General features: G+C 70.0%; 8 protein-coding genes and 1 pseudogene. 2 read left to right on the top strand and 7 right to left on the bottom strand.

The annotated features are described in order from the left end of the window. Positions 1 to 270: 270 nt before the first annotated feature. Positions 271 to 2,019, bottom strand: a complete 1,749-nt coding sequence (locus ACIBVL_RS29220) for a SpoIIE family protein phosphatase (protein ID WP_399101538.1) — start codon at positions 2,017 to 2,019, stop codon at positions 271 to 273. 776 nt (positions 2,020 to 2,795) lie between these two features. Between ACIBVL_RS29220 and ACIBVL_RS29215 the strand changes: the two are divergent. Further along, a pseudogene (locus ACIBVL_RS29215) lies at positions 2,796 to 3,459 on the top strand (transposase); the annotation flags it as partial. Between the two features lie 16 nt (positions 3,460 to 3,475). Here the strand turns inward: ACIBVL_RS29215 and ACIBVL_RS29210 are convergent. Further along, positions 3,476 to 4,192: an SDR family oxidoreductase gene (locus ACIBVL_RS29210; protein WP_399101536.1), complete on the bottom strand. Its 717-nt coding sequence runs from the start codon at positions 4,190 to 4,192 to the stop codon at positions 3,476 to 3,478. Positions 4,193 to 4,264: 72 nt separating this feature from the next. On the opposite strand from ACIBVL_RS29210, the gene ACIBVL_RS29205 reads away from it, so the two are divergent. Next, a complete protein-coding gene (locus tag ACIBVL_RS29205; RefSeq protein ID WP_399101534.1) occupies positions 4,265 to 5,080 on the top strand; it encodes a helix-turn-helix transcriptional regulator in 816 nt (271 codons plus the stop codon). A gap of 169 nt (positions 5,081 to 5,249) precedes the next feature. On the opposite strand, the gene ACIBVL_RS29200 is transcribed toward ACIBVL_RS29205, so the two are convergent. The 5 genes from ACIBVL_RS29200 to ACIBVL_RS29180 form a co-directional block, all read right to left on the bottom strand. Continuing rightward, entirely contained in the window at positions 5,250 to 6,500 is a 1,251-nt protein-coding gene (locus ACIBVL_RS29200; RefSeq protein ID WP_399101830.1) for a flavin-containing monooxygenase, read from the bottom strand. A 647-nt stretch (positions 6,501 to 7,147) separates the two neighbouring features. Continuing rightward, positions 7,148 to 7,462 (bottom strand): hypothetical protein, encoded by a 315-nt coding sequence (locus ACIBVL_RS29195; RefSeq protein ID WP_399101532.1) that lies wholly within the window; start codon positions 7,460 to 7,462, stop codon positions 7,148 to 7,150. A gap of 581 nt (positions 7,463 to 8,043) precedes the next feature. Further along, positions 8,044 to 9,594, bottom strand: a complete 1,551-nt coding sequence (locus tag ACIBVL_RS29190) for a discoidin domain-containing protein (RefSeq protein WP_399101530.1) — start codon at positions 9,592 to 9,594, stop codon at positions 8,044 to 8,046. A 69-nt stretch (positions 9,595 to 9,663) separates the two neighbouring features. Continuing rightward, entirely contained in the window at positions 9,664 to 13,137 is a 3,474-nt protein-coding gene (locus ACIBVL_RS29185) for a hypothetical protein (protein WP_399101528.1), read from the bottom strand. 38 nt (positions 13,138 to 13,175) lie between these two features. Next, complete coding sequence (locus tag ACIBVL_RS29180; RefSeq protein WP_399101526.1) at positions 13,176 to 15,419, bottom strand: hypothetical protein; 2,244 nt, start codon at positions 15,417 to 15,419, stop codon at positions 13,176 to 13,178. Positions 15,420 to 15,491 lie beyond the last annotated feature (72 nt).

Below are 15,491 nucleotides of genomic sequence, written 5' to 3'. Positions count from 1 at the left end.
CCGTTCTGAAGGTATGTGGGGACCTTTCGTTGGGGTCCGGAGGTCAAAGAGCAGGGGAAGGTGAAGCGCGGGGGCTGCCTTCGTCGGTAGGGCGACTTCCCAGGTGACGTCAAGGACTGCGTTCTCGCGCCGCTCACCGGTGGGGCGGTACGGGGCCCGCACCGCGCGAAGATCTCGCGCGGTGGAGAGAGGCGTTCGAAACCTCAGCCCACCAGCTAAGGAGCTTCGACCGTCTCCCGTTCCGCCCACTCGATCTGCCCCACGCCCGGGTCAGGCGGGTCCTGCGGGAGGGGGTGTGCGGGGTGTGCGCAGCGCGATCATGGCGACGTCGTCATCGTTGTTACTGGGGCGGACCCGGTCCAGCAGCGAGTCGCAGAAGGAGTCGAGGGGGCGGTGGGCGAGGGAGGCCGCGTGTCGGCGCAGGCGGTCAAGCCCGTGATCGATGGAGCGGTGCGGGGATTCGACCAGTCCGTCGGTGTAGAGCAGGAGCGTGGCCTGGGGTGGCAGGACGGTGACGGCGTCGGGGCGAGGTCTGGTGACTCCGGTTCCGAGGAGTATGCCGTGAGCCTCGTCGAGGAAGCGTGTCTGGCCGTCGTGGGTGATGAGCAGGGGCGGCGGGTGGCCGGCGTTCGTCCAGCGTAGACGCCACAGTGTGTCGTTCCCGAGGGTGAGCCTGGCGAGGATCATGGTGGCCATGGGTACCTCGGCGATGTGCATCACGGCATCGTCGAGCCGTGTGACGACGGCGCTGGGTGCGGCCTCGGGGTCGGACCAGGCGAAGGCGCGCAGCATGTTGCGGACCTGCGCCATGCCGGCTGCGGCGTCGAGATCGTGTCCGACGACGTCGCCGATGGCCAGTGCGTGGGCGTGGGCGGCCAGAGCGAAGGCGTCGTACCAGTCACCCCCCACGGAGGAGGCGTCCGGAGCGGGTACGTAGCGCGCTGTCATCTCCAGCCCGGGCAGGACGGGCAGCTGGGGCAACAGGTGCCGTTGCATGGTCTCGGCGACTTTCCGCTGGCGTTGATACAGACGTGCGTTGTCCAGCGCCAGGCCCGCCCTGCGAGTGAGGTCCTCCAGCAGCGGCAGGTCGGCAGGGGTGAAGGAGTCATGACGCTGGGCGCGGCCCAGGGTCAGGGCGCCGAGTACGTCGCGCAGCCCGCGAATGGGTGCGATGACGGCGGAGTGCATACCTGTCGCGGTGAACAGGCGCTGCTGCTCGACCGCTATGCCGGAGTCGGGCGGACCATGGTAGGTGGCGGGGCCGGCGAGGGAGGAGGCGGCGCCGCGCAGGGCCCGTGACAGGGGCATCGGCGAGTCCGCCGGCACGGGAGGCATCGGGCCTTGCAGGTCGTCCCGCTCGACGAGAATGCCGTCCTTGTGCTCCATCACGAGAACACGTCGTACCTCGTCCCGTTCGGTGAGCAGGTCGAACACGGCCCAGTCCGCGAGCCGGGGTACGGTCAGGGACGCCAGTCGGTGCAGCGCCTCGTCGACGTCCAGGGTGGATGTGAGCTGCGTGGTCGTCTCCGCCAGCAGAGCCAGTCGGTCCAGTTCTGTCAGCGGCGCGGAATGCCCGCCGTCGCTGGGGCGAGCGTCAGGCTGCTCCGGCGCGTACAGCATCGCCAGCGCACCTGTCCCGCCGGGGCCGGGTGAGTAGGGCGTGACCAGCCAGGACAGCTGTACGAGAGTGCCGTCCCCGCGAGCGAACCACTCGGTGTCGCCATGCTTGGTGTCCCCCGTGAGGAGCGCCTTTCGCATCCGGCAGCGCGTGCGCGGCACCGAGTGCCCGTATCTGTCCCGGTGCAGTAGGTCGTGGAAGTCCTGACCGACGAGTTCTGAGGCTTCCCTGCCCAGCAGGTCTTGGGCCGCCCTGTTGACCGCGATGATGAGGCCATCGTCATCGACCGCGATGGCGGACACCCGCAGGTTTTCAAGCGTTCCGTCGAGCAGGGGGCCGGAACGCGCCTGATCCCCGGACAGGGGAACATTTTCCCTGCCGGGAAGGGCGACGTCGTCCATGTCCCTCCTCTGTTCAAGGCCGAATCGATGCGAGTACCCCAACCGGAGTCCGGCATGCACCGAAGGCTCGTCTTCTCTGCTGCGACTGCTCGAGCACATCCTGGTGCCGCAGGGGGGAGCCGTACCTGAAGTCCCGAATGTCGGTCGCGAGTGATGAGGAGGGGTTGGGTTGCCCCACGCGTCCGGTTGCGTTCGCCGTGTTCCCCTGAAAACACAGTGTGGAACCTGTCTGGTGCCGGGGGAGTGGTTTGACCCGCGGCTTCGTAGGACCTCTCGCGAGGTGAAGGGCGCGTTGTCCCGGGTCCATGGGGGCGTATGGAACGACCTTCCTGACGTTCATGTGACACTGTCCGACGGAGCGTCAGGTGGGTGAGGCTGCTCCAGCGGGTGCGTGGGATGGGTCGTATATCAGCGTCGTCAACGGTATGAGGCGCCGAGGTCGCGGTGAGCACCCGGCATACGTCTCCGCGGAGCATCCGCACGCTTTCCCGCGTCGGGGCAGCCGACCTTCTCCTCGCCGGGACAGCCTGCACCCGCTGCAGGGCATGGCCGCGATCCACCAGCCGCCTGCATGGCGGCGGCCCGTCGGCGTCAGCTGACGAGAGGGAGGCCGGCAGGTCCTGGTCGGCGGCCCAGGAGGGCAGGGACTGTGTCGCCGTAGGCGCGATGCCATTTAGAGCCCGCACAGATAGGCGGGGTGGAGACCCAGGCAGCGATGCGGGCACAGGTCTCCGTGATCATGGAGTTGCGACGCTCTGTGATCACTGGGGGAACCTGTGCCCGTGCTGCCATCATGGCTGACCGGCCCGCTGTGGGACCAATTCGCTGCCTTGCTGCCCGAGCGCCCGACGGTCGATCCGTCCCACCCGCTGGGGTGCCACCGGCCCCGCATCAGCGACCGGATCGTGTTCGACAAGCTGCTGCAGCTCCTGCGGTTCGGCTGCTCGTATCAGGCGATCTCCGACACGACCTGCTCGGTGACCACCATCCGCAACCGCCGTGACGAGTGGATCCGGCTCGGCGTCTTCACCCGGCTCAAGCAGATCGCGCTGGAGTCCTACGACCGGATCGTCGGGCTCGTGCTCGACCAGATCGCCGTTGATGGCTCCATCACCAAGGCCCCCGGCGGCGGCGAGGTCGCCGGGCGCTCACCGGTCGACCGCGGCAAACAGGGCCTGAAACGCTCGGGCATGACGGATGGATAACGGCCGCATCGCGCACAAGGGCGAGAAGGCGTCGATCCAGGCCAGTCAGCGGTGGCATGTCGAGCGCACCCACGCCTGGCAGAACGCCTTCCACCGCCTTGCCCGCTGCTACGAGCGCCGCTCGACCGTTGTCAACACCTTCTTTGACCTCGCGGACACGATCATCACCGTCCGCAGCCTCATCCGCCGAGTCTGGACCACCCACCGCTGGGACAACCGCCCCCCGGCGCTGCCCATGACTGATCACCAATTCACCAGGGCACGGGCGTTGCGTCCCAGGAGAAGAAGCCACCGGTGGGGCCGTCGTCCGGCAGCAGGGCCAGGCGGAGGGCACCGTGGGCGGCCTCGGCCGGGTCGTCGCCGACAGCGGCGGCCCCGGGGGTGAGATCGGTCGCCCGCAGGCCGGGGGCGAGCGCGTTGACCTTAAAGCCGTCCTCTGCCAGCGTCTGGGCGTAGAAGACGGTAAGGGCGTTGAGGGCGGCCTTGGACGACCGGTAGGCGGCGGCGCCACCGCTTCCCGGCGTGAACTGGGGATTGGGGTTCGTACTCCAGGTCAGCGACGCGGTGCCACTGGAGATGTTGACGATGCGCGGGTGCGGGGACCGGCGCAGGGCGGGCAGGAAGGCATTGGTCACCGCCGCCACCCCGAACACGTTGGTCTCGTATGCGCGCCGGAACTCCTCGACGCCGGTGTCAGCCGGCGAGGCCAGCGATGGTGCGATGCCGGCGTTGTTGACCAGCACGTCCAGGCGGTCCACATGAGCCGCCGCCCATGCGATGCCGTCGGGATCCGTCACGTCGAGGACCAGCAGCCGGGCGCCGACGCCGATCTCCTCGACGGCCCGCTGTCCGCGCCCCGGGTCGCGGGAGCCCACGTACACGGTGAGGCCCTCAGCGGCGAGCAGCCGGGCGATGTGCTTGCCGATGCCCTTGTTGGCACCGGTGACCAGAGCTGTGCGATCGTTCATGGCAACTACGGTCCTCTGGCGGTGGGCGCACTGCCAGGGACAACCTGTACCAGGCAGGCGGCGGGAGGCGGCATGGCGCGGCAGGAACTGGCCCGCTTCCTGCGGGACCGCCGGGCGGGCCTGCGCCCGCACGAGATCGGCCTGACGACGACGGGCACCGCCCGCCGCACGCCGGGCCTGCGCCGCGAAGAGGTGGCGGACCTCGCCCACATGTCGGTCGACTACTACACGCGGCTGGAGCAGGCCCGCGGACCGCGGCCGTCGGCCCGGATCCTGGACGCGCTGGCTCAGGCACTGCGGCTCACACCGGCCGAGCGCAGCCACCTGTTCCGCCTGGCGGGATCGAGCGCGCCGCCCGGCAGCAACGTCGTGCGGCGGGTACGCCCGCACGTGGCCCGGATGCTGGAGCGACTGCCGCAGACCGCTGCCATCGTCACCGACGCGGCCTACGGCGTCGTCGCCTGGAACCCCCTGGCCCAGGCACTGCTCGGCGGCGACCTCGCAGGCGGGACGATAAACCTGGCCCGGCGCCGCTTCCTGGGCCAGGCGCGGATACACGAGGGCGCCAGCGTCGAGGAGTTCGGGCACATCGTGGTGGCGCGGCTGCGCCGGGCCGCCGACCGCTACCCGCACGACCCGCAGCTGACCGCCCTGCTGGCAGAACTGCACGCCAGCAGCGAGGAGTTCCGGCAGATCTGGCAGATACGTCCGGTCCACGCTCCCGGGCACCGCACCAAGACCATCGACCACCCGGAAGCCGGCACGCTGCGGTTGAACTGTGACGTCCTGCTCGTACCCGAGGAAGACCAGGAAGTCGTCCTGATCACGGCCGACCCCGGATCACCTGCCTGGCGGGCCCTGCACAGGCTGGCCAGGCAGACGACGTGAAACGGAAGACGCGCGTAGGTTTTTTCAGCAGTCACAGAGCGTCGCAACTACATGTTCACTCGGGCCTATGCTCACCTTGATACTGAGGCTTTCTACGCCGCCTATCTGCACGGCCTCTTAGTCGCCCTGCGGGGGACGCCACTGAAGGCCCGAGCTTTCCGAGGCCCCGTCAACTCGAAGCGTGCCCTCTGTGGAGTGTGTCGGTCGTGCGGTCCGCGACGCGGGGGGAGGGAATGGGGACCCCCACCGTCTCGCGTCGTAGCGCGTGCGGGATGGCGCGCGCTTCGATGCCGGCCTGACGAAGGACACCCGTGAGGGGATTGGTGTATCCGGTGAAGTACAGGCGCGAGGCTTCGGGATGGGTCTGTGCCCCTACGATGAGGGGTTGCCCGTCCTCGTTGAGTACACCCAGGGACCCGACCAGGTCGTGCAGGGCGGGCTGGTACCCGGTGGCGGCGATGACCGTGTCGGGTCGCAGCCGTGTGCCCTCGGCCAGCACCACGTCGGGGCCGTCGAACGCTTGGACAGACGCGACCGGCTCGACCTGCCCGGACCGGGCGGCGGCCAGGAAACCGTGGTCGAGCACAGGGTTGATTCCTTCGCGGGCATTGCGGGTGTACAGGCCCGTGCAGGGCCGCGGCAGTCCCCGTGAGGTCAGGTCGGGCACCGCGAGGCGTTGTGTCAGCAGGGAGGTGCGGTCGCGCCACGCGAGCGGGAGAACCTCCGTCAGCCGGCCGACCGCGTGCCATCGAGCGCTGGCTCGAGGCAGGATGTTGGGTGGGGTACGGACCGCGATCCGTACCCGTTCGGCTCCCGCCCCGGCGAGGACGCCGGCGATCTCGGTACCGCTGTTGCCGGTGCCGACCACCAGGACGTGCTGACCGCGGTAGGGGGCCGGAGAGCGGTAGTGGGTCGAGTGGAGCAGCGTGCCGGTGAAGGTCGAACGTCCGGGCCAGTCCGGGATGTTCGGGGTGTGACAGCGCCCGGTGGCCACTACGACCGCGCCGGTGAGCACCGGGCCGCGGGAGGTGTGGACCAGCCACTGTGCTTTCGAACCTCGCTCGGCCCGCTCGATGCGCTGCACTGGGGTGGCCACCCGGACGTCGAGCCCCTGATGGGCGACGTAGCGTTCCGGGTAGCGCACGTAGTCGTCCCGGCTCACCCAGGGGCCCGCTTGGCGCGGCACCGACAGGCCGGGGAGTTTCGAGGCGCCGAGGGTGGTGTGCAGGAGCAAATGATCGTAACGCCGCGCCCAGCTCGCTCCCACTCGCTCCGACCGTTCCAGGATCACGGCCGGCACACCGGAGCGGCGCAGTAGCGCAGCGGCCGCCAGGCCGTGGGGGCCCGCACCGATCACGACCGAGGGAGCGCTGAGGTCTTCCGTGGTGTCAGGAGCATCGCCTCCTGCAACGGCGGGCAGCGGCTCGGGGTCACGCTCGACGGGGGAGGCGTCAAGCCTGTCAAGTGGTGATGTCGGTTGCTCAACGGAACAGTGGTGGCTGCCGTTACAGCAGCGGTACGGACTCGTTGGACACCGGGCAGCAGCGTGGCGGATCGGTCCGCCGAGGGCCGGACCGTCGGGACCGTCCGGACCGGGCGCGGGTGAGCGGTCATGAGCCGGGCAGACCAGGGGACATGAGCCTGCGCGGCCCCCGCTTCTGCGGCGGGCCCCGGTCGGATCGCTCCACCTGTCCGATCATTCGAGGGGTTCATGTGCAGGCAGTGACGACGCGCCACCGGTCACATCGGCCGCGGCTGCGGATCAGCGGAGTCTGCAAGGCGTAGGGCGGCAGGCAGGTCCTGCGCGATGTGGATCTTGATGTGTCCGCCGGGACGCTGGTGGGGGTCGCCGGCGAGAACGGCGCGGGCGACCGGCTTGGCCTCCGTCCGTCCGTGTCCCTTGGACGAGCCGGCCGTCTGTCGGCGAACTATGTCTGACGACACACGGCCGTGACGGGTTAGGACCGATCGGCTGAGAAACGACACGACCGCCTGACAGGAAATCACCTGCGCCGTGGTCTCAGACCCGGGCGGCGGCCGGGCAGGAAGAAGACGACCCGCGAGCGGCTAGTTGTCCTCCGGGGGCAACCCGAAGTTCTGCCGGTCGAATGCCCGCTGGCGATCGGCGTAGGACCGCTCAGTGTCCGCGGGAACTGCGCTCCGGGTGGGCTCGGTCACCGGGTCCGTGCCGTAGACGTAGCACGTGGACTCGCTGCCGTACGTCGGCCTGTACAGCGTGACGGCGTACAGGTTCTCGTCGGCGTTGGCGCACGTGACCGCGCGCACGATCCCGTCGTGGTACGCCCCGTTGCTGCTCTCACGGTGGCTGACGATGCGCACCTCCCGATTCGGGTCGGGCTGGAGTTCTGCAACCGTGGCCATGGCGAATCTCCTTCACTGAGGGAAAAGTCCCTTTCGTTACCTTCGCATGCCGGTCTGCTGTCGGAAAGTTACTGGTGGGTTACTTGCTGGGCGTGCACTTTCCTGTGGCCGTGTGGGTGTGTCGTGAGAGTCAGCTGCCGCGGTGCACGCAGAAGCCCCGTGTCGGGGTGCCATGTGCTGCCGTTGAAACGGACCGGTGCCGATGCGGAACGCCTGAGTGCCAACAGCTACGCCTGGGCGCAGAAGTTCGACCTCGGCCGCGGCGATCCGAACCTTTCCGCGCTGTAGGGGGTGGGAGGGGGCACCATGATGACCCATTTGTTCCCCCACGCCACCACGTACCCCGACCGCTTGGGCCGCATCTTCTTGCTGAATGTGAACGGGCTCGTCCTGTTCTCATGGGCATGAGGGGACGGGACGGTGACCGCATAGCGGTCGGCTCCTTGGGGATCGGGTGGCCGCGCCGCCCTGGCATGAGGCGGCGCGGTAATGGTGGCTCAGCCGCTGGTGCGGCTACGGGTGGCAGTGTCCCGTGCGTCCTTTCACGACGGTGCCCGGCTTGCTTGACTGGCGCACCGCGCCTACATGGGCGTTCCGTCCGGAGAGTCCGCGTCCGCCGGTGGGACGGGTGCGTCCGCGGACGTGGGCCGGCCGTCTTGTGCCGCGGGGTGGTCGGCGGTGGTCGTCACGGCTGGTGCATCGCCAGCGGTCTGCTCCACGCCGAGCGCGCCGCTCGGGCCGAAGCCCGCAGCGAAGGCAGCGCCGGGGGTGACGATGAACTGGTTGATCTGAAATGCGACGAGCATGGGTTGGGTGATGAGGACACGGACGTACCGGGCCTCTACTCCGCCGCCTGGAAGCGCGTGGCTGGACACCGGAGGGGTGACTTGCCCGTGTGAGGTCCAGTTGCTCTGGTCGGTCGAGGTTTCCACCCGTGCGGCGATCAGCGTGCAGTGGATCTCGATGCTGGTGATGCGTCGGATCTCCCCCAGGTCGACCATCGCCCAGTCGTCGACCCTCGGGAAGAACCTCGACTGGTAAAAGGTGTCGTCCCGGCCGTCCACCATCTTGTCCGCCGTGTGACCGGGCATGTCGTTGTAGAGGGCGCTGGCGCTGGCGAGGCCGACTACCAGATTGTTGCGGGCTGTCACCGTCGTGGCGGTGAGTGCGCCCGAGACGGTGGAGTCCCCTTGGACGGTCAGGCCGCCGCTGCTGACCGTGATACCGCCGGCCGTCTGCTGGATGCTGCTGCCCACTTCGATGTGATCGCCGTTGCTGACGATCTTGGGGACGGTCAGTTGTCCGTCCGGCGCGATGGTGAGGTCGCCCTTGGCGATGACGTTGCCGTTGACGGTGAGGTTGCCGACGTCGAGGTCGGGCTTGAGGACGGTGACCTGGGTGGAGAGGATGCGGGTGACGGGGTTGGTGGGATCGCCGGTGGTGGCACGGAGGTAGAAGGCGGTGTCGGACGCGATGCCTTCCAGCTCCAGGCTGGTGCGGTTGGTGACGTCGCGTTCGACGCCGGGGTAGAGCAGCTCGTACGTGGCGTTGGCGGAGCGTTCCCAGGTGAGCTTGACGTCGCCGCCGTTGGAGATGATGGACGGCTCGCACAGGAAGTTGCGGAGGTAGAAGTCGGCGGGGAACTTGCCGACGTTGAAGACGGTGGTCCGTTCCTGGAATTGGGCGTTTCCGGTGCGGGATTTCTCCGTCAGGGTGAGGGGGGATGTGCCGACCTTGCGGCTCATCGGGATGTCGGACAGTTGGATGGTGAAGCCGAGGTCGGGACCGATGGGGGTGTGTCCGGCGGCGGGCGAGAAGACGAACTCCTTGGCTGCGGTGTCCAGACGGACGCTCCAGCCGTCGAGGGTGATCTGAGCAGTGATCGCCGCAAGGTCGGTAGTGAGGTCGGGTGACATGGTGCCGGCGGGCACCCTGAGCCGGATCGATTCCACGTCGGCGATGGTGCCGCTCTGCCGGGCGACGGCGATGACGATCTCCCCTGGATCCCCTGTGGCCTCCGGGTTCTCCGGCCAGGCTTTGAGCGGGCTCGGGGTGGTGGTAATGGTGTACGACAGCAGCGGATCATTGGCTGCGGTGGTGCCGGTGTCCTGCATCTGGACGATCAGGGTCATGACGGGCTCCTCGGGAATTCGGCGGGCCGCGTCGCCCCGGGTCTGGGGCGGCGCGGTGGTGGCGAGCGGTCAGTGACTGGTGCGGCTGTGCGGGACGGCGTCGTCGAGGGTGAGGAAACCGGAGCGGATTTCGGGTTCGGCGAGGGGAAGGTCGTACTGGTCCTGGCCGAGGATCGGCAGTTTCGCCCAGTCGCCGCCCCGGTTCTCCGACCAGCTCCAGGTACCGACCACGCCGGCCGGGGACGGCGTGAGGATGGTCTCCTCACTCTCACCCCCCGCGCCGCGCAGGGCGGTGGTGGCGGCCAGCAGCGGACCGGTACGGAAGTTCACGCTCATCCGGGCGATCGCCTCGTCGGTGAACTCCTGCGGAACGAACACCCGCTTCGTGGCGAGGATGTCGGTGGTGGCGTGCACGGCAGCCCGCGGGTCCAGCAGCAGGGTGGCGACCGCGGTGCTCCGGTCACCGAAGTTCAGCTCCAGGTCCGGCACGTCACCGATGGGCCGCAGGTACTCCCCGCCGTCTGGGGACGGCTCGACGACCGTCTCGAAGTGCTCGTAGTCGTCGTCCAGGACGTACCCGACCAGGCCGTCGTCGCTCTGCTGTGCCTCGCCGAGGCGGATCGTCCAGGGGTAGGTGGGCAGCTGGGAGGGGGATGGCTGGAAGAGGTTCTGCCAGCTGACGTCGGTGCGCAGTGGGCCGCTCAGGTTCATGGCCAGGCGGGTGCGCACCAGGGCGAGCGGGCGGCCGATGAGGAAGCCGAGGCCGGGGTCGGCAGGACCGTCCGGGTCGATGGTCTGCAGGGCCTGGTCGAGGGTGGCGCGGAACGCGTCGAAGGTCCCCGGACCCCGGCTCTTCACCGCGTCGAGCAACCGATAGGGGTGGGGGGCCAGTGCCTCCAGCTGTTCGAATCGGGTCACTTCGGAGCCGGGCAGGGCGGACCAGGAGACTTCCCGCCGGCCGGCAGTGTTCAGGGTGACGCGCAGTTCGCCGAGCGCTGCACCGTCGGGCGCGTGGACGACGAGAGACTCATCGAGGCGGTTGGGCAGCAGCCATGCACACACGGGGTTGGACCCCGGCGTCAGGTCGGTCTCTTCGTCGGTGGTGGCGGTAAGGAAGTCGAACCGCAGCCGGGCCGGCTGGAGCAGGCGCGGGCCCAGCTCGATGAGCCGGTGGGAGTCGTAGCCGCTGACGGGGTGGGCCGGACGCATGGTGTCGGGCATCTCGGGGTGGAAGTGGGCCGGGTTGGTGATGAGGTTGACGGAGCGTCCGAAGCGGTCGACGACAGCCAGTTCGAGGAAGGCGAGCTGGCCGGCGCGCAGTTCCTGGAAGGTGGAGACGGGATCGGGGTCCCAGTCGCTGGCCTTGAGGGGGCCGGGGTCCGGCGGCGGGTAGTCGCCGCTGCCGATCAGGTCGGCGAGGCTGCCGGTGGGCTGGAGGCCGGCCAGGGGCTGGCGTTGCGCGATGGCAGCGCCGAAGCCGTCAAGGACTTGGGAGAGGTAGTTCGCCTCGCGGGCCTGGGAGCGAACCTGTCGCAGGGTGTCGGCCGGTAGCTGGTCGCGCACGCGGGCGTAGCTCTGCAGGGTGCCGTCGACGATGTGGCCGGCGGAGGGGGCGAGGATCTGGCGGCCGGAGACGGTCAGCGGTTTGCCGGGCTCGCCAGTGCCCTTCCACTGGTAGCGGGTGCCGTCGATGAACTCCCAGTGCGGGGTGTCGTCGTCACGGAAGGGCAGAGGGAAGTACTCGGCCTTCCAGAGCAGGAACAGCGGCTGCCAGGGCATCGTCCACTTGGCGGTGCCGTATTCGGGCAGGGTGCCGGTGACGTCCCGGATCGCCCCGGTCTGCAGGGCGCGCTCCAGGATGAGGAACTCGCTGAGCAGCGCAGGCAGGCAGTGCGGCTGCTGCCCGGTGAGGTCGATCTGGGCGGCGGTGGCGGCGACGTCGGCGGTGCTGATGCCGGAGGCGCGGGTGACCAGGCGCTCGGGGGTGCGGCAGGGCAGGGCGGTGTCGCGGGTGAGGGGGGCGTGGAGGTTGGCGCCCTCCAGGGTGAGGACCGGGTCGGCGCTGTACTCGAATTCCTCGGCGGGAACGCGGATCAGGCGGCGGGCAGCGCGGGCGCCGTAGGCCGGGTACAGGGCGTCGATACGGGCCGCCAGGTCCGCCTCGCTCTTGCCCCAGGGCAGCTCGGCACGCTGGTCGGCCAGACGGTTGGCGAGGGCGACGACGCGTCCGGCTGCGCCGTCCGGGTTGCGGGGGTCGAGTTCGTCGTCGATGCGCGCGTTGAAGTCGGCGTGCTTCTTCTTCAGGTGGGTGAGCCACCACAGGTGGTAGAGGTGTTCGCGGGCGGCGTCGAGTTCGGCTTCGGTGGCGTCGTGGGCGGCCTGGCGGCGGTTGAGGTCGGCGACGGTCTCGGCCTCCGCCGTCCGGGCCGCCCGGGATGTGATGTGGCCGGTCTCCTCGCCGCGTTCGCCGATGAACCAGCGGTATCCGCCCGAGACCGGGCCGAAGGCGCAGTCGTGGGCGCGGCGGTCGGTGAGGATGTCGGCCTCGGGCCGGTCGCGTTCCTCCAGGGCGTCGATGCCGCCGAGCAGGAACGCCCGGAACAGCCCGGCCTCCTCGGCGGACAGCGCACTGTGGCCGTCGGCCTGGCCGCCGAGTTCGGCGACGGCCTCGGCGATGCTGTTGGACACGATCGCGGTGACGTCGGCGGGCCTGGGGCAGGGCGAGTCGGGGACGGGACCGGTCAGGTCCCAGTCCAGGTGCAGGACGGTCCCGGAGTAGACGGAGGAGCGGATGCCGCTGCCGGAGCCGACGGGCGGCGTCCACTGGAGGCGTTCCAGCAGCGTAGCGAGGTCGTCCGCGCCGGCGAGGATGTCACTGTCGGCGTCCGCGTACCAGCCGACGACGAAGTAGCTGAGCCGCTCCCGCGCCGGCAGTTCGCCCTCGGAGGTGTCCAGGAGGGTGTCATGGAGGGAGAAGACGTTTTTGTTGTAGGGCTGGAAGACCGAGAAGGTCAGCAGGCCGGGGCCGATCGCGGTGAGGAACGGCGCGCGGCGGCCGGTGGGCTCGCGCCAGGGGCCGGTGAGTTCGTGACACTTGCCGATCAGTGTCCCGGCGGGTTCCTCGCTGTCGGTGCCGGGGTCGAAGTCAGGGTTCTGGAAGGAAACGCTGCCGTCCATCGGGTCGAGGTAGTCGCTCTCGACGATCCAGGCCCTGAGCGCGCGGGTGCTCTCGGCGTGGCGCACGACGAGCCACCGGTTGGGCACCAGCGGGAAGTCTCCGATGCCCTCCTGTTCGTCGTGGCGGCCACGGGTGAGGGCGGCCGGAAGTTCCCACTGGAGGTAGACGCCGAGGCGGTCCTCCCGCCCGGTCCAGTCCTCTGCGCCGTCGAACGGAGCCGGCTCAGGGGGCACGCCCTCGGCGACGTCCTTGAAGTTGGTGATCCACCGGTGGAACACGTGCGGGGTGCCGGTGTCACGGGTCTGCCGGTTGACGGCGAGGGCCGCGACCTCGACCGGCACGATGAGGGTGTTGTCCACGGACATGGCCCGGAATCCTTTCGTCGGTACGGGGTGGTCGGGGCTCAGGGCCGGGAGAAGTTCTGTACCTGCGGCGCGTTGATCATCTGCAGGGCGAACTGGGCGGAGGAGAGCCGCTGGTCTCCTTGAAGACCGTGCGCCCGGGACAGGGCGGGCAGCAGCGCGTCCCCGTTGCCGTCGACGTTGAGGACGTCCCGCCCGCCGGGGCGCAGGAATCGTGCGAATCCGGCCGGCTGGGGGAACTCGCCCATGGGGTGGCCGATCCGGTCTCCGGTGATCTCGCGCAGCTCGATGGTGCCGACGTCGCCGATGCCGAAGCACAGGCCGCGCGGGGGTTCGGCCAGCTCGAAGCGGTCGATGACCTCCGGGTAGAGCAGCAGGCGGGTCTCCAGGCCGAACACCGCGTCGCGCACGGGTTCGACAACGGCTGTGCCTTGGTAGGCGGTGACGATCATGTGGGGCCAGTTCGGGACCAGGCCGGAGTTGACCAGTACCGCGCACTTGGGAACGGGCCCGCCGCCGGTGGCGAGGGCGTTGAGGTCGGCGTCCAGGGCGTGTCCGACGCCGACGCTCAGCGCGCCGTCCACCGCCGCTCGCACCCAGGCCGGATCGAGGTGGGCGAAGCGGATGCTCTCGGCCGGAAGCGCGCGAGGGTCGGGTACCAGGTGGGACAGGCTCAGCATCTCCAGGCGGCGCAGGGCGTCCAGCCATGCGGTGACCTTCGCGAAGTGGTCGGGCGCGGCCTGGGTGAGCAGGGCGGCGACACCGGGCTGGGCGAGGACAGCACGCGCGTCGCCGGGGCAGCGGCGGTTGCGGGCGGCGGTCCGGCGGCGGCCGGCCCGCAGCTGCGGGCCGGCTTGGGTGAGGGCCTGGTTGAGGCGGGCACCGCCGCCTCGCCCGTCGCTGGGTTCGTCGCCGTCCGTGAGGAGGCGGTCGAAGGACTCGAAGGCCAGGGGTGCGGTGAGGTGGCGGCCGGTCAGGGCCTCGGCGGACCGTGCGGCGAGTTCGGGGTGGGAGGCGAGGCGGCGGGCGGCGGTGCGGGCGGCGGTGCGGAACTCCAGCAGGGCGGTGCGGAACTCGGCGTCCGCGATGGCGAGGGTGCGCCCGGTGGTGAACGCGGCGGCGTAGGCGGTGTCGAACACGCCGTACCGCTGGAGGTAGATCAGTGCCTCGCCGGGGGACTCCAGGCGGGTGGCCGCCGGCGCGGGCAGGGTGCGGGCCGGCAGTGCGGTCAGGGGGCCGCGGTAGAAGGCGAGGGTGCGCTCGCCGCTCTCCAGACGCTGGGGCAGGGCGACGGCGCCCGACGCCATGCGGTCCAGGGCCTCCTGCTGCGGGCCGGCCGGGTTGGCCGGTGCGGTGGCCGGTACGCGCAGGCGCAGTTGCTCGGCGGGGCGGGGGGTGGTGCCGTCGGTGGTGGCCAGGTGCTGGGCGAGGTCGCCGAAGCCGATGCCGGAGTCCGGTTCTGTGGTGAAGGACCATGAGGTGAGGGAGACCAAACGCACTCCGCCGGTGGGCGCCGGGGCGGTCAGGTACGTGTCGTGACCTTCGAAGGAGACGAGGTGCACTACGTGGCGTCCGCCGGCGGCAGCTGGGAAGCGGTTGGCAACCAGGACGGCGTTGAGTTCGCCCTCGTCGGGATCGGGATCGTCGCCGGCGCGGGTGGCGTCAGGGCGTCCGCCCTCGCGCAGGTGCGCGAGGTAGCCCATCTCGGCGGGCAGCGGCTTGACTGCGTCGAAGAGGGCCTTGGGGACGAAGATGGTGGCGCACTGCTCGTCGTACTCCTCCGGGCGTAGGCTTCCCGGCGGCAGAGCGGGAGGCGTGCCCTCGCCGAGGGCGGGCTCCAAAAGCTGGCGTACGGTGCCGGTTTGGACCAGGCCGACCGCGTCCGGGTCCTCGGGGAGTTCGTCCTCGCGGAACAGCAGCAGGGCCATCCACGGGACGGCGGCCGGCTGGGTCGGGCCGAGGAGGCGGTTCCAGGGCAGGCCGGGGGCGTCGATGTTGATGTGGGCGAGGGTCTGGCTGTAGGTGCCGACGGCGTCCGGCACGGGGAACTGCGCGTTGATGCCGGTCGGGTCGAAGCTGAAGCGCGGCTGGACGACGTCGAAGGGCTGCGGGGTGGCGTCGATGACGCGGTCCGCACGGTCGACGTCCTTCAGCGTCTGGCGGTTGCTGATGATGTAGCGCCCGGCATGCAGGGAGGGGATGCGGTGGTCGAAGAACCGGGTGCGGTGCTGGGCGGTAGGCGGGCTGGTGCGGGGCTGCGGGGCGGGTTCGGATGTGGTGGTCACAGGGCGTGCCTTTCGACAGGACGCGGCAAATGGCGAAGGGGCAGGCGGCGCATGGCGGTGCGGGCCGCCCAG

Source organism: Streptomyces sp. NPDC049687, from assembly GCF_044465285.1.
Classification (GTDB): Bacteria; Actinomycetota; Actinomycetes; order Streptomycetales; family Streptomycetaceae; genus Streptomyces.
Note: the sequence above shows the minus strand (reverse complement) of the source record. Positions and strands in the feature narration are given on the sequence as shown.